We start from the raw sequence: 23,945 nt of genomic DNA, 5'->3' as shown, positions 1-23,945 counted from the left end.
CACAAATTCGACCGAGCACTCGTAGCGGATGTCCAGGACCTCTCCGGGATGTCCGTCGCGCCCGGCGTCTTGGCGGGCTGATGGTCAGCGGGTGGCGGGCGAACGCTGACGAAGCTCCCTGTGCCGATGGCAGACGCCCACTGGCGTACTGACGCCTCGCGTCGGGGCAGCAGAAGGTCTGGCGTGATCGCTGACCGCGTCGCCGGATGGATATGGAATACGCAAACCCGCACAGAATTGGTGTGCGGGTAAAAGAAAGAGAGGGGCAGTGGCCACAATATGGCGAGTGCCCCTTCAAGTCCGAGCAGAGGTTATCAAGAGTGCCCCGCGCCGCTGCTCAGAGCAGGGTTCGACCATATCATCCGCGCTACCTGCGCCAAGGTCGACTTGGCAAATTTTCAGCGGCAGGCGGCGGCATTACCTGCCGCACTCTGGAGGTTCTCGGTTCTGGTTCCCCGGGCCCTGTCTCCCGAGGGTTGCGTCCAGGGAAGTGGTGTACAGGTTTCCACCTAAATCGGGGGTTTGATCCCGTAGTTGAGTGAGAAGCCTGAACGTAAGACGGCCACCGGCTGATCCTTCGAGAACGACCAAGCTCTTGTAGGAGAACAGCACGATGACCGCACCCGACAGTCTGCCCTTTACCGCGCTGCTGGAGGAGAACCTCGCCTCGGCGAGTCCGGATCTACTGCGGCAGATGGTGAAGACCTTCGCCGAGGCCATGATGTCCGCCGACGTCGACAACGCCTGCGGAGCCGCCTACGGAATGCCGAGCGAGGAACGCGTCAACTCCCGCAACGGCTACCGCAATCGATCCTGGGACACTCGGGTCGGAACCGTCGACCTGGCCATCCCGAAGATCCGTACCGGCTCCTACTTCCCCGACTGGCTGCTCGAGCGCCGGCGCCGCTCCGAGCAGGCCCTGATCTCCGTGGTCGCCACCTGCTACCTGCTCGGCGTCAGTACCCGCCGGGTGGAGAAACTCGCCGCCACTCTCGGCATCACCCAGCTGAGCAAGTCCCAGGTCAGCGAGATGGCCAAGGTCCTCGACGCCCGGGTCGCCGAGTTCCGCAACCGGCCATTGGACGCCGGCCCCTACACCTTCGTGTGGGTCGACGCCCTGACCCAGAAAGTCCGAGAAGGAGGCCGCGTCGTCAACGTCCACTGCCTGGTCGCGGTCGGCGTCAACAACGAGGGCAAACGCGAGGTCCTCGGCATCGACGTCGCCTCCAGCGAGGACGGCGCCGGCTGGCTGGCGTTCCTGCGCTCCCTGACCACCCGCGGCCTGACCGGCGTCGAGCTGGTCGTCTCCGACGCCCACGTCGGCCTCGTCAGCGCCATCGGAGCCGCCCTGCCCGGCACCGCCTGGCAGCGCTGCCGCACCCATTACGCCCGCAACCTGCTCTCCCAGGTCCCCAAATCCGCCCAACCATGGGTGGCGACCCTGCTGCGGACCGTCTTCGAACAGCCCGACGCAGCCGCCGTCCGCAAGCAGATGGCCGCCGCCATCGCCGGCCTGGACGAGAAGTACCCCAAGGCCGCCGAGCATCTCGAAGCCGCCCGCGAAGGCCTCCTGGCCTTCGCTGCTTTTCCTCACGAAGTGTGGAAGCAGATCTGGTCCAACAACCCCCAGGAACGCCTGAACAAGGAGATCAGGCGCCGGACCGACGTCGTCGGCATCTTCCCCGACCGAGGCGCCATCATCCGCCTGATCGGCGCCGTCCTGGCCGAGCAGAGCGACGAATGGGCCGAACAGCGCCGCTACATGGGACCCGAAATCCTTGGCCGCTGCCGCCTTCACCTGATCGAAGGAAACGCCACCGAGACAACGGACCCGGCAGCCCTCACCGCCTAGCTTTCACAGTGGATCACCGTGGCCGTCGTTACACCACGCCACCGGACGTGACCCTCCCGAGCAGGCCCAGGTGGGTCGCACAGTGGTTCAGCGGTGACAACGCCTCGGTCAGTCTCGTCGTTATGTGCCCCGCATCTGCTGGTTCCTCACCTTGAAGGGAAGCGTGAGACTTCACTCGACTGGCACATCCGGCCCTACTCATGGGTAGTATCTCTAGATACTGCTGCACATTGCGGCAGTTGTGTCCTGCGGGTGCCCCAGCGCAGACGGGGCACCCGTCTCCGCCCGCTCGCGGACCGGGTCTGTGCTTTCAACCGTCATATCCGCGAGCTGCAGAAAGGCCCATGACATGTCTGAAATTCAGGCCCACGCCACAGGACTGACGTCGCAGTACATCGCCCAGGTGACGGGCGACCTTGAGCGCAACGTCAAGGAGCAGGAACGTATCAATGCGGAAATCGAGGCGTTGCAGGAGCAGTTGGGTGCCCTGCATCACGACCACTCCGTGCTGGTGAGCATGCGGGAGGCACTCGGCGGCGCGAACGCAGCCGGCGAGGCAGACACCACGGCCGCGCCGACCGTACCGCGCCAGGCTACCGCCGAACCCCGGCAGAGCAAGCCGAAGAAGGCGGCCGCCACGAGTGCAAAGGCGACGGCATCCAAGAAGAGCGCCGCCAAGACCTCGTCCGCGAAGGCACCCAAGACAGACACCAAGCCGACCCTCGTCAACCTGATCCGCGGCCACCTGGAGCAGCAGAGCGAGCCGCGGTCCGCGACCGAGATCTCCGCCGCGCTCACGCAGGCCCACCCTGACCGCGGCGTCAAGACCACCGTTGTGCGTACCACCCTCGAAGGGCTGGTCGCCAAGAGCCAGGCTCAGCGCACCAAGCAGGGCTCGTCCGTCTTCTACACCGCGACGGCCGCTTCGGAGCCTGCTGCGGCCGAGCCTCAGCAGGAGGCAGTGGCCAGCTGACCATCCGCAGCAGCGCGCATCTCCTGCGCTCGTCGCGCGTGCACGCCCGAGGCTGAAAGCCCGCTGCAGCTGTATGCGGGCAAGAAGAGAGGGGCAATGGCCATAATGTGGCGAGTGCCCCTTCAAGTTGAAAAGAGTCTATTGCGGTCCGCCCCGGGATGCATTTCCACGGGGGTTGCCCACTCTTGCCGCACCGCGTCAAGACAAGCCGCTGGAAGCGGGCGAAGCAGCGCGTGATTCAACGGAGGTCGGGGGGCGTGGGCCCACAGTGCCGCTGCGGTACAGCGCATGATGGCAGAGGGTGCAACAGCGTGTGTCGGCGTCGGGGGCGATGGCCTCAGGAACGACGATCGCCGTCTGCGCGGCGCGGTCTGTGTGCTGTCCCAGCAGGGGTGAGAAGACGTTAACCAGATTCAACGTGGTGTAAGCGGAGCCGGGAAGTACGACGGCGTCGAGGTCGGCGGGCATGGGATCCCTCGCGCGCTGGCACCGGATCACCGGCTGGTTGTGCTCATAGCTCACGGCCTTCAGCGGTGGTACGACGATCTCAGCCTCGATCATGTGCACCGCCAGTTGGGCCGCGAAGTCTTCTGCTTGCCGGATGTCCCCGAGCACAGCCACCACACGTCTCTGAACTTTCCCCGTGATGCTGGACACTCGTTGCTTACGCTGCGAGGGCGTGTTCTTGCTCGTGTCGCTGTCGGATCTCCAGCGGGGTGAGGTATCCCCAGGCCGGATGCTTCCGCAGTCGTCTGCGGTTGTAGGAGGTCTCGATGAAGGTGAAGATCTCCGCGCGGGCAGTGGTCCGGTCGGGCCAGTGGCGGGTGCCGATCTCCTCTTTGAGCAGTGCGAAGAAACTCTCGGCGGCGGCATTGTCAGGCGGCGGCATTGTCATAGCACGAGCCGGTTCGTCCCATGCTCTGCCGCAGTCCCAACCTGCGTATTTCCCGGCGGAGTTCGTCAGAGGTGTACTCCGATCCACGATCGGAATGTGCGATGCAACTGGGCTGGAGCCGGCCACGTCCGGCGGCCATCGCCAGCGCGTCGACAACCAGAGAGGCGCGGTGGTGATCGGCCATCGAGTAGCCGACGATCTCGCGGGTGGCCAGGTCCAGCCAGGTCGCCAGATACAGCCGGCCCTCGTCGGTGGGGATGTAGGTGATGTCACCGACCAGTTTCCGGCCCGGGGCGCCGGCCGTGAAGTCGCGGCCGATCAGGTCCGCGGCGGGCACCGCCCTCTTCGCCGGACGGGTCAGCGACCGGCGCTTGCGCCGCGTGACCCCGGCGATGCCGCGCTCACGCATGATCCGCTCCACTCGCTTGCGGTTGACCCGCCGGTCCAGCCTGCGCAGCTCGGCATGAATACGCGGCACCCCATAGGTGCACCGGGAGGCGATGTGCAACACGGTGATCTCGTGGGCCAGGGCGTCGTCGGCGGCCCGGCGGGCGGCGCGGGCCTGCTCGCCGGCCAACCAGGCGTAGAAGGAGGACCGGGCCACCTTCAGCAGCCGGCACAACAGAGCGACTCCGTGGGTGGTCTTCTCCGCCTCGATGAACGCGTACACCTCGCTCATCGATCGCTCTCCTTCGCGAAGAAGACCGCCGCTTTGCGCAGCATCTCGATCGTCTCGGCCTGCTCACGGTTCTGCCGCCGCAGCCGACGCAGCTCTTCCCGCTCCGCGCTCGTCAGCTCGCCCGGCGCCCCCTGCCCGCGGTCGATCGTGTCCTGCTTGACCCAGTTCCGCAGTCCCTCGGCGCTGACCCCGATCTCCCGGGCCACCTCGGTGACGGTCTTGCCGGAAGACCGGACCAGCGCGACCGCGTCGCGCTTGAACTCCTCCGTATACCGCCTACTGCGGTAGCTCTTGCTTCCCACCTGGCACTACTTCCTCTGGAACCTCACGTCCCAGTCTCCAGGTGGCCAACATCAAGGGGAAGCTTCACTTCGCTGCCCCTCCCCACCGCGCGGACCGTCCCCGCGCTGCGCGCCCCGGTCGCGCTCCACTCCGCATCTGCTGCCAGTGTCCATGGTGTTACCGCCGAAGCCATCGCAACTGGCAGCCGCCGCGCTGCCGACAAAGGGATGAGCGCGGCTCCTCTGGAAGACCGTCGGGTGCATTGACGCTCGCCCACACGGGGAAGCGACCTGCGGCGGCCACGTTCCGCGAGATCCGCCGCCCGGGCGGGACAATCACGAGGACGACTTGGTGACTCCGGGGAGGAATCCGGCGTGGGCCTGCTCGCGCATAGGACGCGGGATAGCCCGAACCAGCGCGGTGTGTCCGCGGTGGTGATTGTAGGTGTGGAGCCACTGTGGGTAGGCGTCGCGCCGTTCGGCCTCGGATCGATAGGGCCTCGCGTAGGCCCATTCGTCGAGGAGGGTGCGGTTGAAGCGCTCGACCTTGCCGTTGGTCTGGGGCCGGTACGGTCGCGTGCGCTTGTGTGAAATCCCTTTCTGGACAAGGGTGTTGCTCCAGAGATGTGACTTGTATCAGGAGCCGTTGTCGGTCAGGACCGTTCGGCAGCACGGCGCAGCGGCCACCCGTCGTCGACGACACAGCGGGCCAGACGCAGACGGCCGGTTTCGGTCAGCGGTGCATTACGGTGGGGCATGCGGGCCTTCTGATCGTTCAGTGTCGATGTCGCAATCCACACCGAACCTGGAAGGCCCTCACTCGTTCAAGATCCCCAAGCTGTGGAATCTGTCACCAACCTCCGTGGTCAGAACAGCTAGGCGGGTTGTTGCGCCGCCCGGAAACGAGGTGGCGCATCGTACGGTGATCGGCTGCGGCAGCGCTTTCGGCGCAGGGAATGACGGTTATGGCGATTGAGTTCTCTCGGGCCTTCAGGGAGTTTCTTGAGGTTTGGGTTGGCGCGAGTGTGGCGTCGGGGGATGAGGACCTGGGGTATGAGAGCCGGTTGCCGTATCAGAAGCTGGCGGGTGATCTGCGGGCGTTGTCGGGTGCGATGCAGGGTGCGATCGCGCAGGTGGGGTATTCGATGCCCCCGGCGGTGGGGGACCAGTTCGTCGGGGCGATGAGGCTGTTCGTCGATGACAACGGTGTGAACCATCTGTTCCGGCTGGCGGATGAGCTGGAGAGGACGGGTGAGCGGCAGGTCGACCGTTCGCGGAAGCTGGCCGAGGGCAAGTACGAGATTTTGATCGAGTTCTCTTTGATGAATCTCGAGTTGGCGTTGATCGCGGCGTTGTCGGTGTTCACGGGGGGGACGTCGTTTGCCGAGGCGGCGATGGTGCGGGCGCGTACGGCGTTGTCGATCATTTTGGCGATGCAGCGGTTGGGGCGTGCTGCGCCGATGCCGTTCACGGCAGTGCTGGAGGCGTTTGAGGAGGCGTTCACGTCGTTCTTCGCGCAGTTCCTGTCGATGACGGTGCCGGACAGTCCGGATCGGCGTCGGACGAAGTTCGACTGGCAGGACGTGGGCAGGTCGGCGCTTGTCGGGTTCATCGCCAGCGTGTTCGGGGGTGCGCTGGGCGAGGTGTACGGGAAGTATGTCGCGAAGCATTTCAAGGACCGGCACTGGCTGAAGGAGGGCTCAGAGGTTCCGTTCGCTTTTGTGAACGAGGGTCAGGCTGAGGTGTTCGCCATGGGGATGGACAAGCTGATCTTCGAGGGGCGGTTCGCAGTCAGTGGCCGGGATTTTTGGATGTCGGGGGTGAGTGGTGGGCTGACAGCCGGCGCGGAGATCGCGGTGGGTGCGGCCGGTTTGGGGCTGTATCACCAGTTTTTCCAGAAGACTTCGCTGAACGACAGCTCTTTCGGTGGCAAGCCGGGTGTGGTCGATGTGGCGGACGCGGTGCGGGACAACAGCCGTCATCCGTTGGCGGTAGGGGACTGGGAGGGCGGACAGTTCCGGGTGTCGCCCGAGTTGTTGGGTGCCGGCGGAGGTGTGAGTCTGGGTGTTCCGGATTCAAGACGGCCGGTCGTGACGCTGTCGTCTCCGGATGCGCTTGTGGTTCCGCCGGTGCCGGAAGACCCCGAAATTCCGGGCCAGTTGGGATCGGAGGGCGGGTTCGGCGGGGTTGCGACTGCGGGATCCCTGCCGGGTGGTGCCGGTGGCCTGACGGATGCTCCACCGTTCCCCAGCGACCTCAGCTATGTGATAGATGTCAGCGACCAGTCGTCGGTCTCCAGCGATGTCGGCGACTTGAGCGACCAGTCGTCGGTTTTCAGCGACGCCGGCGGCTTGAGCGACGGGGCCTCGGTTTTCAGCGTTGTCAGCGATGGGTCCTCGTTCAGCGATGTCGAGGGCGATTTCGTGCCTGCGCCGGGCAGCGGTACGGATTCGGGTTCGGGGTTTGTGAGGGGTGCGGGGGTGCCGGCGGCGGGTGTCGATGGGACCGTCGGTGCGACCGGTATGTTCGACAGGTCCTCCCTGCCCGGGGTCACGGACGCAGGCCAGGAGTCGTGGCCGGCTGGCGGCAGGGCGGGGGTTGGGGGCTCGACCGGGGTGGACGGCGAGGTTCGTAGTCCGGTGCCGAGCCGGGCTGGGGCCCAGGACAGCACGGTCGAGCGTGTGCAGCCGCAGGACGGGCCCGAGAACGTGCTCGACGGCTCGCATCGAGTTGGCCAGGACACCCCGGTGGGCACCAGCACGTTGCACACGCCGACGCTGTCCGGCACTCCTGGTGTCTCGCCCGGCGCCGGTTCCGCGGAACTGTCTCGCACCGGCAACCCGGTCTCTGCGACAGACCCTGAGACGCGCCGGCAACCGGCCGCCCCGCAACAGGACGGCGAACGCGAGACCGGCCCGCAGGACACCCAGGACGTGGACACAGCCACGGACACCGCCGACGCCCAGGGCGTGGATACGGACGTGGACACGGCTGCCCTCCAAGGGCAGGAAGACGCCGACACGGCCGAGCCCGGGTTCACTCCAGCCCCGAGCGCCTCCGCCACCCCGGTCGCTCCCCTCACCTCCACCCCTGCCACCCCCGGCCAGCCGGTCGCTCCGGCCCAGAGCACGTCCACCCCTGCGACCCCATCGCAGGCCACGTTGGCCACTCCTGCGCAGGGCGCACCCCCCACCCCAACTCCGGCCAGGACCGGAACCAGAACGGAGACGGGGACGGGGGTTGCGCAGGCAACCGTGGACACCACCGCGACCGGGAGCAGCACCGCGGCGGCGAGCACCGCCTCGGCACCAGTGCCGTCCGTCGGACCGCCATCCGCCGCGGCTCTGGCCTCCGGCCTGCAGAGGCCGGACGGCCAGTCCGGTACCGGGACGCCCACGGCCAGCGGCGGCACGAGGACCACCGTCGCACCGTCCAGTGCCACGGCCACCACACGCGCAGCGGCGATAGGCACGGCCGGCGGTGGGCCGGCTCCGCAGGCCGCCCCAGGCGTCACGGGGCCGTCCGTGGGGAGCACGCCCCCACGGATCGTGGTGGAACCGGTCACCATAGCCACACGCAGTGGAGCGCTGCCGGCCCAGGGACAGAGCGCCGCGGGAGGCGACGGCGAACCCGCTCCGCGTTCTCGTTCCCGGCAGTCCCAGGCCGCGCCCCCGTCGCCGAACCCGTCCGGTGGCGGGCGGGCGAAGTCCCGGTGGGACGCCCCCGAAGCGGTGGCGCAGGAGATCACCGACTCCAGCGGCCGGCGTATCGGCGTGATGTCCTTCAACGCCAATGACCTCAAGGACCGCAAGGACGTCTACGGCAAGCTCGCCGCGCAGAAGAGTTATGTGCAGTGGCGGCTGGACGACCAGAAGCAGAAGGTCGGTGAGTGGCGGGACCTTCCGCAAGGGTTCGGGGAGTCCTTCTTCCTGGCGCTCCACCATGACACCAAGGGATTCCACGTCGTCGGGCCGGACGGCCGCAGCAGGGTCTGGACCGCGGAGGAACTCGGCCGGGAACTGGACACATTCAAGAACGACCTGTCGGATTTCAAGCAGATCACTCTGCTGTCCTGCACGGCAGGAGCGGATCCCACCACCGCCAACCGCACACAGCCCGACGCCCAGACCATCGCGGACATCACCGGCTGGACAGTCAACGCACCCGCCGGCGAGGTGACCTTCATCGGGTCCGAAGACCACGACCCACGCGTCCACCTGCAATACGACGCCGACGGCAAACCCACCGCCTGGCGCACCTTCCACCCCCGGAGCAAGTCCGCCACCACACGCGATACCACGGGCCTCCGCAACACGGCAGGCGGGACCACCCCCGACACAACGCCGTACCCACCCCGCGGCTGGAACAACAGCAACACTGCCGCCACTAACTTCCTCAGCACGGTCAAACGAGTTGTCGCCTCCGCCGCGGACGGTGCCCGGGCGCGGTCCGTCGGCCGCGACGACGGTGGGCAGAGCGCGGCCTGGGTGGCACCCACACAGGCTCCGCACCCAGCGCCAGCTTCGACGAGCGTAGAGCCCACCCTCCCGCAGACGGCGCCGCAGCCGCCGCTCCCAGAGGCCCAGGCGGCGGACCGTAAGCCCCTCTCCGACCACACCCCCGTGCCTGCCGTGCCGGCCGTGCCAGCGGAGCTCCCGCAGCCGGCCGCGTCCGCAGACGAACCCGTCGGATCGGTGAAGTCTCGCAGAAGCTCCGCCATATCGCCCCCGAACGTCGACTCCCTTCGACCCCACGGCACGAACCTCCCGGAGGAGACGTTCACCCCGCGCTTCGGTGCGTACTACGGCATGCCGCAATGGCAGCAATACAATGAGGAGCACGAGAAGGCGATCGGCTGGGTCCTGGCCAAAGAACCGGTGGTCATCCAGCACGCCCGTGCCGCCGTCGGCCGCTTGTATGCCCACCTGACCTCCCGCCACGGGCTGGTCAAGGCCCGTCAGGCGTTCTTCCCTGAGCATCGGGATGGTGCCGACACGCAGCAGGCGATGCGCAGGCTGCTCGACCAGCACTCGGACGCGAGCTTGTCCGAGCTGATGACGGCGTTCGCCAACGCCGCGTACGCCAACCCGTCCCATCACTACACGCTCAGCGGGGTGCTGAGCGGCCACGAGAAAAGGCCGCGGGCGCGAGGGAAGCGGGCGTTCAAGTACATCACCGCTCTGCCCTCCACCATCCGCCGCTTGTGGTCCTCGCGCCGAGGGGCCGGTATCCGCGCCGGAGCCGCCATGGCGTCCCGCCCCGAGCTGGCCCGGGCGCGTGACACCGAGTGGTTGGCTGAGATGCGCGACCGGCGTGGCCTCCGCGTCGGGCCGAACACGGCGGCCGTCGTCAAGTGGCTGGTCGCAGCCCACCAATGGCTGAACGTGCCAGGCAGCGACCAACTGCTGTTCCGCCAGGCGTTGATGGGCTGGCTGCTGCCCTTGGGCGAACACTCCCTGTTTGACATCCTCGAGGCGTCGCACCAGGCCGGTATGCGGGACGTGACCGAACCGGACCTCTCCCGGATCGACGCCGTGCGCCTGCACGGCTGGGCGGACGGCAACCTCGACCCACACGGGCTGCTGGACAATTCAGACGTCCGGCAGCGGATCAAGGTCGACAAAAGGGCAGCGCTCGAGGAGTCGCTCATACCGCCACACCAACGGATGTACTTGGCTCGGACGACATGGTTGACCTCGGACGTCACCGGCGAAGGCGCTGATGCGGCCGTGATCGCCCGGATAGACCTTCGCGGGCCGGTGTCGTCAGAGTTCCACTCCGTCTGGCGTGGGAGGCGCCAGGCCTTGCATGACTGGTTGCTCCACCACGACGACATCGAACTTCTCCGGAAGAACACCAAAACTGCTTATGTTCACGCGCTGTATCTGATTAGTGGCCCCGACGCCTGGCTTCTCAGCGAACGCTTCGGCCGCGGCGAGGAGGGCAGACGGCTGTTGACGGTGCGGGCACGCGTGGTGGTCAAGGACGCTTTCGCAGCGGCTGACCGCTCACCAGAAGGGGACTTGCGGTCCTTGCTGCCGCTGCTGTTCCTGCGCGACGAGCGGTTCCGGGAACTGACCCGCCAGATTGGGGAACTTGCCGACCAGGCGACGCCCGGGGAGCCCGGGACTGCGCTGACCGAGCTGCGGCGGGCGCTGACGGAACGTGCCGAGCAGCTGGCCGAGGTACTCGGGGAAGAGCCAGAAGCGCTGGGGGAGCATCGGGAGATGGCGGCCGAGGCGCTGGGCATGCTGCCGCCCGTCGCGTCCGCCGTGTACTGGAGCAGCCAGGAGACGTATTCCCCGGCTGAGGGTGCACGTCTGACCCTGCCGCGCTTTCACTGGGCGACGACGCGTTTCGAGACCGCGCGCGCCCAAGCGCTGGCGCGGGGCGCGGACGGCCACCCGGTCATATGGGAGGCGGAGCATGCCACCGGTCGCGACATCTCTCCGTTCTCCCGCATTCCTGGCGAGGGCACAGTCCGCTATGCCGACCCGGTGACCTTCGAGGTCGTCGCGCGAGAGAGGCGTCTGGACGCGAGCGGGCAGCCGTATGCCTACATAAGGGTCCGTGAAGTCGCCGCCCCGCTGCACCGGCAGCTGTGGCAGCGGGAGATCATCACCCGACCCATCGTCGGCGACGGCCGCCTGGTCGGTCAGGCCAGCCTGCACGAGCGGGACTGGTTCGAAATGGGGCGGCCGCTCCGCAAACTGCCCGACGCGCAGAGTTACCACACCTATTGGCCTCGGCCCGGCGGCGGTGACGATCGCAGCACTGATCCGGACGAGCCGGTGCCGTGGGGCGAAAATGTCTACCACTTTGCCGCGCACGGCAGACCCGCCTACGTCGTCACCGTCTCTCCCGCGGGTCTGAGAAGTGTCAGCCTCTACGAGGCGGGCGTCTACCTTCGTAACGTGCTGCGCGATCAGCAGATACCGCCTGAGACGGAGCTAGTGCTTCAGTCGTGCCATCTGGGCGCTGGGCCGGGCATTCAGCAGGTGGCAGACCGCGTCGGTCGCGTCACCTACGGAACGCCCGATGACGTGTTCGTTGGTGACGACAATGGGCAGAGACTACTTCTGCGCCAGAGACTCTACGAGCCCAAGGCGACGTGGCAGGTCCGCCGCCCCGGAGAGCGGTCCGGGTCTGCTGGTCAGTCGCCCCCGGGCCCGGCAGACCAGTCGGTGTGGGCCAGCGTGTACGCGGCCTCGGACTGGCCGGAACTGGCTCGGCGGTACGAGGACGCGCTCGGCCGCGTGCTCGCCGCCGACCCGCGCACACTCGGGGATGTCAGGGACGTCATCCGCTGGGCCTTCGACGCCTATCAGAACACCTTGGGCGGCCCGGACGCGGCCAGGGGGAAGTTCTTCGCCCCCAACCCCCCGGAGACGATCGACTATCCGGCCGCGTTCGACCGCCTGCTAGACGAGAACTCGGGCGTGACGCTGCACGAGCTGATGACGGCGGTCAGCCACGGACTTCTGGGGAAGAGCCCGGATCTGCTCAGCGACACCACGTCACTGAGCCCCCAGACGGTCGAGATGGACCAGGACGAGCGCGGCTTGGTCATTATCTTTGACCAGCAGCGGCTGTCCTTCGACCTCTTCCATGCCTACGAGCGGCTCCTTCAGCACGCCCCCGTCAGGGGCAGGGCGGCGATCGTGAGCGCGGTCACCGCATGGCTGCTGCCCGACAACACGGCATCGCTGTATGCCGTGATGGAAGCCGCCAACGTGGTGTTCGACAGTAAGCAGGCAGTGGCGGCCTCGGCGGCAGTGGCCGCCGACGCCGCGCACCTGTACGAGTGGGTGGACCGCGTGTACGCCCCCCGCTCGTTGAACCCGGGCGAGCTGCTTGACCGGCTGATTCCGCCGCACCTGGCGGCATACGGAAATCTGGCGGGTCCGGCTGCCCTCCCGGCCACCGACGGCCAGGTCCTGTCCAGCCACGAGGCGGCAGCCTTGCGCCTGCTGGCTGGTGCGGATGCCCAGCTGCTCGACACGAGGTTTACCGGCGGTGCGCGAGGCCGTACGCGGCTAGCCGAGCAGATCCGCTCCGCGGTACTGGGCGGGATTGGCGCCGACGGGACATGGCCCACACTGCTGATGCGCGACGCTGCCTTCCAGAGCCAGGCCGAGCAGACCACTGCTGCACTGACTGCTGAGGGCACGCTGAGCGAGACGGATCCCGCCGTCATGGCCCTGCTGCGGCGCGCCGGCGAGCTCGTCGGCACCGTCCAGGCTCAGATCCCCGCACACCTCGCGATGGCGGCACGGGCGCTGCGTGCCCTTCCGGCTGTGGCCGCGCCCGTGTGGTGGGGCACCTGGGCGCCCGGCCCGCCGGACGGCGATGCGCCCGCCCCGGACACGATCACCGTTGCCCGGTTCCAGCCCGGCTCGCTCAACCAGCCAACAGCGCTCAACACGATGGCCGCGGGCGGGCCCCGGCCCACTGGCCACCACCTCGTGCTGGTGGAGGTGGCCGACTCCTCGGCCAGGGACATTTCCAGCTTCACGGACCTCGCCCGTATGGGCCAGGCACGCTACGCGGACGACGCGGTGCTGGACGTCCTCCACCGCGAGCTGCGGCAGAACTCACTGACCGGAGAGCGCTACGAACACCTCCTGGTTCGCGAGAAGGGCCGCCCGGACCCCGACATTTCAGCAAACGACGGACCAGCGGGCGACGGGCCCAGTCCGAAGGGCCCTGACGCCTCCGGCCCCGACAGTTCGGGCAGGGGCGGCCCCGGGCCACAGGGGCCAGGAAACGGCGGTGCAGGACCCGACCCCGCCGCCCCCGAGCCCCAGGCGGACAGCAGCGCCTCCGTCGACCCCGCCCCGACCAGCAGCCAGCAAACCGACCTCGATCAGCCCACGGCACAGGACCAGCTGCACGACGAGTTGCCCTCCCACCTGCTGCGAGGGACGCTTCGGCAACGCGGCGAGGCGATCGCGCAGATCCTCCTCTCCGGCCGGCCGGCTGGTCTGCGGGGCGGGGCGCCGCGGACGCCGGGAGGGGGAAGCCCGGTTCCGGGCGGCCAGGGCGCCCGGCCTCCGGCGGCCCCGTATAGGAGCGCGGACGAGCTGCTGGCGGACCTGCGCGCGTCGGTGATCGCCCCGCCCCACGTGAGGCGGCCGGAAGAGGACACCTATCTCCTTGGCCCGGACCTGTTCGGTACACGCTGGCCGGCACCGCCCCCCGGCTTCCTGGCCGGACACGACTTCACGTCGCTGGCAGGGGGACAGGCCATCACGTTCCTCCGGCGGCTGGACGTGGCGCTGGAGGCGCCGTCGCACACCGAGATGGCCCCGGCGAAGCTGGCGGAGGACGAACGGGTGTGGGTGACCGAGAGGTCTGACCCCGAGCTGAGGGCCTGGGCGGGCAGGGCCGACCTGCCGCCCCTGCCCGCCACAACGGAGACCCCCGCCCTCCTGCACTACATCTGGCTGGGCGGCCAGGCGCAATTGTTCCGTGAGAGCTTGGAGTGGACGGCCAGCAACTATAGGGACCTGCAGTTCGTCCTGTGGACCGACATCCCACGCGCTGACTTCGACCGCGCCAAAGCGCTTGGGCAGGCCTGGGACAGCCCCCGTCTCGCCGACGTGGGCAACATGCTGAGCTGGGCGGCTCCGCGGAATATCGTCGTCGTCAACGTCGACGAGGTGTTCAACGCGCAATCCCCCATGCTCCTGCACGAGTTCTACAAGGCCGAGAGCGCCAAACAGACCGGCCCCGGACACGCGGCGGCCAGCGACATCCTCCGTCTGGAGGTCACGCGCCGCTTCGGCGGCGTATACCTCGACGGCGACAACGCGTTCCACGATCCGTCGTCTCTGACCGAGGTGCTGGACTCCCGCGAGGGATACGCCATCGACCACGACAAAAACACCGGCAGCATAGGCAACTCCTCGCTGGCGATGTCCATGAACCATCCCTTCGCCGCTGTCTACCTCGACGAGATGAAAAAGCGCTATAGCAAGAGCCAGCGCGACCTGATGCCACCGGACATACACTCCGCGGACAGCACATACCTCGCCACTCCCCAGGGCAGGATCCGCCGGAACACCGCAGTCCTCAACAGCGTGGCGCTACGGATCGGGATCGACCCAGCGGACTACCCGAGCCTGCCCGGAGTGATCGCCACGAGCGCCCTGACCTGGCTCGACAAGCCGGAGCCCGCGCCGCAAGGCGCCCCTGCGCCGGGACATCCCGAGACGCTGCGCACCGCACAACTACTCATCCAGTCCCTGGTACGCGACTTGTACAACCGCGATGGCGATCTTCACCTGACGGCGGCTGACCAAGCACTGCACGGACATCCGCAACGGGATCTGCTGTGGGAAGCGGCCCTCGCGTTCATCGCGCAGTGGCCCGAACTCGCCTCGAAGGCAGTCACGCTCACTCTCCATCGTGCCGATGGCGACAGTTGGCACCAAGTCAGGTTGCCCGCCGCAGCCGCCGCGTGGCTGGACTTCGACACCCCGGCCGCTGTAGGCGAGCACCCGACCATGTGGCTGGGCGAGTACCAGACCCCCGTCAGACTCCGACCGCCATTCCGACCCCACACCCCGGCCGCTCCCTCGGGCGGGCCTGCAGTAGCCACCCCCCTGCCCGACACCGAGGCCACCACCCCGGCAGCCTTCGCGTCTCTCCCTGCCCCCACCCCCATACCGACGATCACGGTCACACCACCGCTGGAGGAGCTGCCCACCATCGTCGTCACCCCACCCATCAACGACGTCTCCGAGCGGGGGCAGCGCCCTGAGGCCATCCCCCAGCCTGAACCCGAACCTGCCTCCGCCCTCATCCCCGAATCCGAGCAGCCCTCCACCCCCGTTCCGGATCCAGCTCCCTTGCCCGAGTCCGATCCGGAACCGGCCCCCGCCCCCGTGGTCAGCGCACCCGCCCGTCTGCTCAGCACACCCGTACTGCGCTTCGGTACGCGTCGTGACGGTGCGCAGGAGCTCGCCCACGTGACGCCCGTTCCGCAGGCGACTGTCGAGTGGCTGCAGGAGCGGTCCATCGAGCTGGTGGAGGACGGCCGCGGTCCCGACCCCACCTTCCGCGCCGCGGTGCGCCGGGTCCTGACCGCACGCCTGCTGTCCGCCGAGTGGGCTCGGCTGTTCAGCACCGCTGGCCTGCCTCTCAACGTCACCTACCGCAGGCAGCGGCATCCCGTCTCGCTCCGCCTCGGCCTCACCGCCCTCGGCCCCTCACCCCAGCAGCTCGATCCCATGCCCGACGGCCCGCCGGTGAGCATCCAGCGCTGGACCTTCGGCATCAACGAGGCCGGTGACACCGGCGGCAGCGGCGATCTGCGCGGCTTCGGACATCCCTTCTCCCACACGTGGACGGTGGACAAGGGGCCGCTGCGCCGCATCACCCTCACGCCGCAGATCAGGCTCACGTACAACCAGCTCACGACCTCGGTAACAGTCGGGACGACGGTCCAGCCGATGGTGCTGATCCGCAGCAAGGGCCGGCACTGGCCGTTCGACTACGCGATGAACTGGGAACTGCGGCGCAACGACGTGCCGATCGGGTCGCCGCTCGGCACGCTGCCCGACCTCGGATGGGAGTCCGTCCCGGGCACGCCGGACAACCTGCTGGTGTGGTTCCCCACCTACCTGTCCACCTCAGAAAAACTGCCCGACGCCGACCCCGCGCGGCCGGAGACCGTGCCCGCACCGCTCGACCGGCTGCTGGACGAGATGCCGCTGTTCGGCCCCAAGGCCCTGGCGGACCACGACGTGCTCTTCGCCGACGTGCTGCGCTCGTTCGCCGACCAGTTCGCCTCGCTGTCGGACGGTTCCCGCCGGGAGCTGTTCGAGTTCTTCGGTGAGGGCAACCACCGCGGCAACCTGCCGCAGGCGTGGGGCGGTTCGGTCGCCTCCCCCACCCTCTACACCGCCTCCGGCGAGACCATCGGTTATCTGCGGATCAGCGCGGAGCTGACCAGCGGCAACACCATCACCGGCCCCACCACGGCGAGCTCGGTACTGGAGACGTACGTCCTGCGCTCGATGCGCATGCAGGGCAACGCCCAGATCAGCAACGGCGCCGGCCTCAACCTATCGGTCACCTTCGGCTTCGCGGCCGGCGCCCCCGACACGCTCACCGGCGTGGAGCCGATCGGCGGACAGCTCACGTTCCAGTTCGGCGCGCAGCACCAGTTCGCGCACGCCCTGAACAGTGGGGGAAGCGCCCGTATCGCCCACTCGCTGCGGACGGGGACCCCGCTGCTCAACGTCACGCCCCGGATGCAGCTGCACGTCACCCTCGTCCGCCCGGACAGCGCACCACTCTCCCCCGCCACCGGATCGCCCCTGGCCGACTGCAGACAGTACCCGGTGGACATGCTTGTCCCCTCGCTCGACGCCCTCGGCCACATGCCGGTCCAGACGCGCTATCTGCCGCCGGAGGTACTGCACCTCAAGCAGCTCGGCGTGTCCACCACCCCGCTCCAAGTCTCCGGCACCGAGCTCCTGTTCGACCAGGCCGAACGGTGGCTGCGCGACAACGGCTTGCTGCCCTCCGACCGGCCCGGGCCACGGCAGTGGGACAGGGTGACCGAACAGGCCGCCCGCACGCAGCGGCTGAACAACCTACGCAAGCTGGACCAGATGCGCTCCCGGCTGGGCCTGCGCTCTGCTTTGGACGAGATGGTCGAGGGCGGCGACACCACATGGTTCGAGCTGCCCGGCCCCCTCGGCACCCGGCGCGTCTCCGTCCGCCTGGTCGCCGAGCGCCGCTACATCGGCCAGGACGCCAACACGGGCGTCGACCACCAGCGCACCTTCCCGAAGATCCAGACGCTGAACTACACCGGGTCCACGATCACGGGGGACGAGCAGTTCCAGAGCACGCCCTTCGCCTGGAACGTCGGTGGCGACGCCGCAGTCAGCAACCCCTTCGATGTCAACGGCGACCAGCGGCTGCGGCAGATCCGGCCGCAGTACTCGTACACGTCGCAGACCACGAGGATCACGGGGGCCGGCGCGGGCACCGGCCACGAGTACTACATGCTCAGTCCCACCGAGAACGGCATCCAGGCGTTCTCCGTCCCGGTCACCTACCGCATGGAGATCTCCGACAGCCACGGCCCGAACCCCGAACCGGGCAGCGCGGACGGCAGCGTACGCCTGGCAGTGCCCACCTACCGCACGCTCGACCGCCCCTCCTGCGCTCCCCGCCCCGGCCCGGCGGAGGTCCGCGACCACCGCCACCAGGACGACCGGATGCTCAACCTGCCGAATCCCGGGCGCACCCTCCAGGAGGGCGTTCTGCGGTTGCCGGAGACGGCCTGGCTCGACCGTGTCGATGGCAGCGCCGACCTTCGCCGCGAGGTCCTGGACATGATCAAGGACATCGAGCGCGAAGCGACGGAGCAGGCCGAGCGGTACGTCATGCCGCCCACCCCGGGCGGGTGGGTCGAGGAGGACGGGGAGAACCGGGACGACCTCGAAGCCCAGGACACCACGACGGGTCCACCGCCGCCTGCCCTCGCCACACGCACCCCGGCCACTGCAGGTACGGACGCCGACGGAACGGGCGCGGTGGGGGCGCCTGCGGTGCCGCAGGCGGCCGCCCGTTGGTGGCCCTCGTCGCTGCTGCGGGCCACGGGCGGCCTCATCGCCGGCAGCGCGCACTGGGTTGGCGGCCGGACGGCCGACGCGGGGCGCTGGGTGTGGCGCGCCGCGGTGGGCGAGCCCGCCACCGACCGCGAGTCTCTGGCGAACGAGGTCGCCGACACCGCGCTCTCTCCGCACCACCTGTCCGCCAACGCGCTGCGGATCTTCCGCGACTCCTACGTCATCGAAAGTGCCGCCACTCCGGGCGCGCTGGCCGGCACGGACTTCACCATCGAGGTCAAGGGGTACCTCACCGACGTGCGGGTGCTGCCGCAACCGCCGAAGCTGGACGCGGAACGCTGGCTGCAGTCCACCGACGCCTCCGCCTCCACCGAGAACAGGCAGTCCGGCCATCAGGGCGGCCTGTCCCTGGCGGGCCGCTACGGAGGGAGGAACAGTGCCTTCGAGCCCCAGGGTGGCCTCCAGGCACGCGTCGCGCGTACGGACGGCGTCACCGTCAATGACAACACCGGTGTCTTCCGCGTCACCACCGAGGACACCACTCCCGCGTACCGCTTCACCGCGAAGGCCCATTACGTGGTGACCGTCCGCAGCGGCGCGCGCAACGTGGTGAGCGGCACCGTCGCCCCGGGACAGGGCGGCCTGGACCGAACCCGCGTCGTCGAACTGCCCGAGGGCGTGGAGTTCCTGCTGGTCGACAACGACCCGCAGAACCACCCGGACCTGGCGGCGCTGGTCGCCGAGGCCGGTCAGACGTCCCTGCCCGCCAACCCATCGAACCACCGCCTGCCGTCGTGGTACATCGACAGCGGCGGCACCATCGGCGCGGGCGCGGTCACGGAGGTCCACACGGCCGGCGGCCGCGGCTCGTTCCAGCGGCGCATCCACCGCCTCGTTCAGCAGGACGCGCCCGGTGTCACCACGCCGGGTCACGCCGCCTACGTGCCCGGGGTGCTGACCCGGATCAACGAGCACGCCACCAGCCTCGGCCTGCGTGCCCTGGTCAACGCCGGGCCCAGGGGGCACACCGCCTTCCACTTCGTCCACCGCTCCTGGCTCGGACCCCGGCTGGTCGAGGTGGCGCTCGTCGCGCGGCCGGCCCCCTGCCAAGACCTGTCGGCGCGGCGCGGCAAGCGGGTGACGGCGACGTCCGGCATGGACAACGTCTTCGGCCACTCCCACGGCGACGGCACCGCACTGGAGGTCCCTGGCGCCACCCGAACCAGCAGCACCCGGACCTTCGGCATGCAGGCCGACTTCTCGCCGCTCGGCGAGCGCGACGGAGAGCAGGCCCGGCCCACGCTGAGCCTGGCACGGCAGAGCAACCGGCTGGACGCTCAGAACTCCAGCCGTGAAATGCGCTCCTGGCAGCGCACGTTCGGCAACACCACCGAGTTCTCCGTACCGTACGAGTACGAGGTGCGCGTCTCCTCGCGCCCGCTGACCGAGTCCCTCTTCGGACGTCTCATCAACGTGATCGGCACCGGTCTGGACCTGGCGAAGGACGTGTTCGTCCTGCCCCGCACGCGAGCCGACGTCCTGCCTGCACCCCGGACCGGGCGCCGGGAGGTGGAACCGGCCACCACTGTGCTGCGGTTCAACGCCTCGGAGGCACCGGACGAGGGCGAGCGGCGCGCCGCGTCCGTCAGGCCGGCCGTCTTCGAGACCGATCCGTCCATACCGCGCCCGGCGCCCGCGGCCAGCAGCATGGCCGTGGAGATGGAAGTCCCGGCGGACCTGCGCGCCCTGCTGTCCGGTCCGGCCTGGGTGCCCCCACGGCCGATCGAAATCTACGACTTCGGCGGCGTACACGAGCTGGGTGAGGCGCTGCGAGCCGTCGACCACTCTCTGAAGGGGACGTCCGGACCGAAAACCACCATGTCGGCCGAGGGCATGTTCATCCGCCTGACGACTCTGGCACAGAGCAACCGGCTCACCCGGCTGGAGCCCGCAGCCGTCGCGCCCTTCCTCGGTCACCCGGGCGGCACCGGCATCTCGGCGAAGATCACTCTGTACTCGCCGCGTACGGAGGTGACCAGCAAGGACACTGCCATCGACCGGATCGAGCTGTCCGCGGACGGCTTCCAGACGCAGGCGGACAACACCATCACGCCGAGCCTCGGCTACAACCACTCCTCCCGGTACAGCTACAGCTCCGCCGACCGCGGGGGGCCGACCGTCCCGGTCGCGGGCGACCACGCCACGCTCGGCCAGAACGCCACCTCCTCCAGCCAACGCCGTGAACTGCTGCGGATCGGCACTCCGATGGCCAACGCCAAGGGCGAAGGACTGGTCGGCCACCGGGTCCGCGCCGTCGCACTGCTGGAGGTCCACGGCCCCCAAGGTGCGCGCTGGGTCGCCGGAGACGTCCTGTTCCGCACGACCGAGACACCCCCCGAAACCGACCTGTCCGATCAGACAGGTCGAACCGAGCGGACCGAGCAGCCGGAGGGAACCGGGCAGAGTCGTCGGACGGAACAGGCCGAGCAGACCCCTCATCCCGAATCGGCGGAGCAAAACCATAAGGCAGAGCAGGCCGAGCCAGCCGAGCAGCAGGCATCGCCGGAGACCGACCCCGAACCGGACCCGACGACGTTCGTGACGGACCGCCCCGTGCCCCGGTACGACGGCGGGCACCGGCTGCTCACGGCGTACCAGTGGGCTCATCTCGACTCGCTGCGGCTCGCCCCACGCGACGTCTACGGCGACGGCGACTGCTTCTTCCGGGCGCTGCTGGAGGTCGCCGGGGACAAGCTGCGACAGCGCACCGGCGCGACCGACCGGACCGGCATGGACGAGCTGATCGCGACGATGCGCGCACAGACGGCGGAGGAGCTGACCACCCATCAGGACAGGTACGCCGACCACATTGGCGGTGAGGCAACGGACACGTCCGTGAGGCGGCTCGCCGCTGACATCCGCAAGCACAAGAACTTCGCCAATCTGGCCGGCGATGTCACGCCGTGGCTCGCGGCCGAGCGCTTCGGGCTGCGCCTTACCCTCGTCGAACCCGACGGGTGGGTCAGTGTGATGGGACCCGAGGAGGGTACACCCGTCACGCTGATGCACATCACGGACAGCCCACTGCACTTCCTGCCGGCCGTGCCCACCGCCCCCGCACCCGTGCCCACGCCCATGCCCGAAGCCACGTCGGCGTCCGCGGCCGAGCCGGTGCCGGCGTCACCCACGCCAGGGACCTCCCTGACTCAGACAGTGTTCGAGGTCCTGTGCGGCACGGCGGCGACCGGGAGCACGGACACGAACCCGGATGACACACGGTCCAGGCCACACCCGGCGGAGGATGGTTCTCCCGGCAGGTGACGACCCGCATCCGGCCGTCAGCTGCCACCCGTCACCCGTCAGAACCGCCGGGACCGCCCGACTCCTCGGGACTGTACGACCCGCTCGCCCCCTCCGGACCACCCGGTCCGTCCGGAACGTGCGGGCCGCTCAGGCCATCCACGGTACGCAGAAAGTAGGCCGCACGGCGCACCTCCGCAGCACCGTGGCAACGGCCGTGACATGCTCCATATCCGGCCACAGCAGTGCGTAGGTGCGGCGCAGCGGCCAGTCCCGCAGGGTCCGGTGCACCAGTTCCAGGTGTGTTGTCGCGCAGGGCCAGTTCACTCATCAGGTTGATGTCGAGGCCTGCGGCGACCAGCGCCTGGATGGTGCGTGTGTCGTCGACGGTCGCGCTGATCCGGGGCTCGAAGCCGAGGCTGGTACAGGCCGCCGTGAAGCGGTCCCGGAAACTCAATACACCGCCTTCGCGAGCCGCAAAAAAGAGCGAGCGGGTCACCGCCCGGCTGATCGTGCGCCGGGGCCGTGACCTGGCCGAACCCGTCGTCATGGGTGAACAGGGCGCGAGTTGGATCCGCGTCGGCCGCGGACTGCGGCTCACCCCGACGGGACAAGCCCTCGTACGGCATGCGGACACGATCTTCTCCGCACGGCGCGCCGCCCACCAAGACATCGCGTTGGTGCCGGTGTTCCCGCTCGGCCTGCAGTCCCGCTTTCGGGTCGAGTTCCACGAATGCCTCTACGCCCGAGCGGACGTGCTCTTCGAGCTCACGGACGCGGTGCTGTGCACGGACGGCCCGGTCAGGCGTCGGCGGACGCGTCCGCCGTGACCGTGACCGCTCCGTTCTTGCGTTGCCGGACCTCACGTACCAGCGAGATCGCCACCACGACCGCCGCGACGAGCAGCGAGAGCAGCACCTGCTCACGGCCGCTGTCGTCGGTCAGCATGTAGACCAGCACGAACGAGATCATCGCGATGGTCGCCCAGGTCAGATACGGGAAGAGCCACATCCGTACGACCAGCTTCTCCGGCGACTCGCGCAGGATGATGCCCCGCATGCGCAGCTGGGTGAAGCAGATGACCAGCCAGACGAACAGGGCGACCGCACCGGACGAGTTCAGCAGGAACTGGAAGACGGTGTCCGGCCACTGGTAGTTGAAGAACACGGCGACGAAGCCGAAGACGACGGAGGACAGGATGGCCGCCTGCGGCACGCCCCGCTTGTTCGTCCGGGCGAACGCCTTCGGCGCGTCACCGCGGCCGCCGAGCGAGAACGCCATCCGCGAGGCCGTGTAGAGGCCGGAGTTGAGGCAGGACAGCACGGCCGTCAGCACGATGACGTCCATCACCTGGCCGGCGTGCGGGATGCCGATCGAGTTCAGTGCGGCGACATAGCTGCCGTCCTTGAGGATCGACGCGTCGTTCCACGGCAGCAGCGTCAGCACGATGAAGATCGAGCCCAGGTAGAAGACGGCGATGCGCCAGATCACGCTGTTGGTGGCCTTCTGGACGGCGCGCTGCGGGTTCTCCGACTCGCCGGCCGCCAGCGTCACGATCTCGCTGCCCATGAACGAGAAGACGACCATCAGCACACCGGTGAGGATGGCGCCCGGCCCCTTGGGGAAGAACCCGCCGGTGTCCGTGAGATGCGCGAGCCCCGAGCCGGGGTTGTCCGAACCGGGCAGCAGCCCGAAGACGGCGAGCAGCCCGACGACGACGAACGCGCCGATCGCCACGACCTTGATCCCGGCGAACCAGAACTCGAACTCTCCGTACGAACCGACCGAGACCAGGTTCGTCGCGGTGAGCACCACCATCACGATCAGCGCCCACGCCCACTGCGGGACGCCCGGCACCCAGCCCTCCAGGATCTTGGCACCCGCCGTGGCTTCGACGGCGAGCACCACGACCCAGAAGAACCAGTACAGCCAGCCGATCGAGAATCCGGCCCAGCGGCCGAGGGCCTGGTCGGCGTATGCGGAGAAGGAGCCCGAGCTCGGTCGGGCCGCGGCCATCTCGCCGAGCATCCGCATCACGAAGACGACCATGAGGCCGACCAGTGCGTACGACAGCAGGATGGCGGGACCCGCGGCGGCGATACCGGCGCCGGAGCCCACGAAGAGGCCGGCGCCGATCACCCCGCCGATGGCGATCATCGAGAGGTGACGATTCTTGAGACCGGCCTGGAGCCCGTCGGAGGAGCCCGGCTTGTCCGCCCGGTCCGGCTCACCGGGCTGGTGGCCCGGCCCTGCCAGAGTCGTCTGCGTCATGGATCGAATCCTTACGGTGTGGTGTACGAAGCGGTTTCGGCTGGTCGGGAACGGTTCCAGTCCGGCCTGAAGCGCCCGGGTTACTGCTTCTGCTGCTTGCCC

The 23,945-nt window shown here is 68.7% G+C and carries 11 protein-coding genes and 1 pseudogene; 4 read left to right on the top strand and 8 right to left on the bottom strand.

Going from position 1 to position 23,945, the window contains the following annotated elements; genetic code table 11:
* The first annotated feature begins 613 nt into the window (after nucleotides 1-613).
* The gene (locus tag OG395_RS57115) at nucleotides 614-1,852 is read left to right on the top strand and encodes an IS256 family transposase (protein WP_327250042.1); all 1,239 of its coding nucleotides are present in this window, start codon (nucleotides 614-616) and stop codon (nucleotides 1,850-1,852) included.
* Between the two features lie 349 nt (nucleotides 1,853-2,201).
* On the top strand, nucleotides 2,202-2,825 hold the full coding sequence (locus OG395_RS57110) for a hypothetical protein (RefSeq protein ID WP_327250041.1): 624 nt from the start codon (nucleotides 2,202-2,204) through the stop codon (nucleotides 2,823-2,825).
* Between the two features lie 198 nt (nucleotides 2,826-3,023).
* Here OG395_RS57110 and OG395_RS57105 read toward each other — a convergent pair whose 3' ends face one another.
* The 6 genes and pseudogenes from OG395_RS57105 to OG395_RS57080 form a co-directional block, all read right to left on the bottom strand.
* Entirely contained in the window at nucleotides 3,024-3,446 is a 423-nt protein-coding gene (locus tag OG395_RS57105) for a hypothetical protein (protein WP_327250040.1), read from the bottom strand.
* A 43-nt stretch (nucleotides 3,447-3,489) separates the two neighbouring features.
* The gene (locus OG395_RS57100) at nucleotides 3,490-3,714 is read right to left on the bottom strand and encodes an IS3 family transposase (RefSeq protein WP_327250039.1); all 225 of its coding nucleotides are present in this window, start codon (nucleotides 3,712-3,714) and stop codon (nucleotides 3,490-3,492) included.
* Nucleotides 3,701-4,399, bottom strand: coding sequence for an IS3 family transposase (locus tag OG395_RS57095; protein ID WP_327250038.1), 699 nt, complete (start codon nucleotides 4,397-4,399; stop codon nucleotides 3,701-3,703). The genes OG395_RS57100 and OG395_RS57095 overlap by 14 nt, the downstream gene beginning before the upstream one ends.
* Complete coding sequence (locus OG395_RS57090) at nucleotides 4,396-4,701, bottom strand: transposase (RefSeq protein ID WP_327250037.1); 306 nt, start codon at nucleotides 4,699-4,701, stop codon at nucleotides 4,396-4,398. Before OG395_RS57090 ends, OG395_RS57095 begins: the two co-directional genes overlap by 4 nt.
* A 315-nt stretch (nucleotides 4,702-5,016) precedes the next feature.
* A pseudogene (locus OG395_RS57085) lies at nucleotides 5,017-5,346 on the bottom strand (integrase core domain-containing protein); the annotation flags it as partial.
* A complete protein-coding gene (locus tag OG395_RS57080) occupies nucleotides 5,334-5,438 on the bottom strand; it encodes a leucine zipper domain-containing protein (RefSeq protein WP_327250182.1) in 105 nt (34 codons plus the stop codon). The gene OG395_RS57080 and the pseudogene OG395_RS57085, both read right to left, overlap by 13 nt.
* Before the next feature lie 306 nt (nucleotides 5,439-5,744).
* Between OG395_RS57080 and OG395_RS57075 the strand changes: the two genes are divergently transcribed.
* The gene (locus OG395_RS57075) at nucleotides 5,745-21,593 is read left to right on the top strand and encodes a hypothetical protein (protein WP_327250036.1); all 15,849 of its coding nucleotides are present in this window, start codon (nucleotides 5,745-5,747) and stop codon (nucleotides 21,591-21,593) included.
* Nucleotides 21,594-21,722: 129 nt separating this feature from the next.
* Here OG395_RS57075 and OG395_RS57070 read toward each other — a convergent pair whose 3' ends face one another.
* Nucleotides 21,723-21,899: a hypothetical protein gene (locus OG395_RS57070; RefSeq protein WP_327250035.1), complete on the bottom strand. Its 177-nt coding sequence runs from the start codon at nucleotides 21,897-21,899 to the stop codon at nucleotides 21,723-21,725.
* A 41-nt stretch (nucleotides 21,900-21,940) separates the two neighbouring features.
* Between OG395_RS57070 and OG395_RS57065 the strand changes: the two genes are divergently transcribed.
* Nucleotides 21,941-22,402 carry a hypothetical protein gene (locus tag OG395_RS57065; RefSeq protein ID WP_327250181.1) on the top strand — a complete coding sequence of 154 codons (462 nt, stop codon included), beginning with the start codon at nucleotides 21,941-21,943 and terminating at the stop codon, nucleotides 22,400-22,402.
* Here the strand turns inward: OG395_RS57065 and OG395_RS57060 are convergent.
* Nucleotides 22,374-23,843: an amino acid permease gene (locus OG395_RS57060; RefSeq protein WP_327250034.1), complete on the bottom strand. Its 1,470-nt coding sequence runs from the start codon at nucleotides 23,841-23,843 to the stop codon at nucleotides 22,374-22,376. The two genes, OG395_RS57065 and OG395_RS57060, sit on opposite strands and share 29 nt — an antisense overlap.
* Between the last annotated feature and the right edge of the window lie 102 nt (nucleotides 23,844-23,945).

The sequence above is a fragment of the Streptomyces sp. NBC_01320 genome, from assembly GCF_035974375.1.
GTDB lineage: Bacteria > Actinomycetota > Actinomycetes > Streptomycetales > Streptomycetaceae > Streptomyces > Streptomyces yanii.
The sequence above is the reverse complement of the archived record's forward strand: the minus strand, read 5'-3'. Positions and strand labels throughout refer to the sequence as shown.

Bases quoted from the DNA above. Each gene is read 5' to 3' on its own strand.
- OG395_RS57100 (WP_327250039.1), bottom strand. From the start codon at position 3,714: ATGCCGCCGCCTGACAATGCCGCCGCCGAGAGTTTCTTCGCACTGCTC.
- OG395_RS57060 (WP_327250034.1), bottom strand. From the start codon at position 23,843: ATGACGCAGACGACTCTGGCAGGGCCGGGCCACCAGCCCGGTGAGCCG.
- OG395_RS57110 (WP_327250041.1), top strand. From the start codon at position 2,202: ATGTCTGAAATTCAGGCCCACGCCACAGGACTGACGTCGCAGTACATC.
- OG395_RS57095 (WP_327250038.1), bottom strand. From the start codon at position 4,399: ATGAGCGAGGTGTACGCGTTCATCGAGGCGGAGAAGACCACCCACGGA.
- OG395_RS57080 (WP_327250182.1), bottom strand. From the start codon at position 5,438: ATGCCCCACCGTAATGCACCGCTGACCGAAACCGGCCGTCTGCGTCTG.
- OG395_RS57065 (WP_327250181.1), top strand. From the start codon at position 21,941: ATGGTGCGTGTGTCGTCGACGGTCGCGCTGATCCGGGGCTCGAAGCCG.
- OG395_RS57115 (WP_327250042.1), top strand. From the start codon at position 614: ATGACCGCACCCGACAGTCTGCCCTTTACCGCGCTGCTGGAGGAGAAC.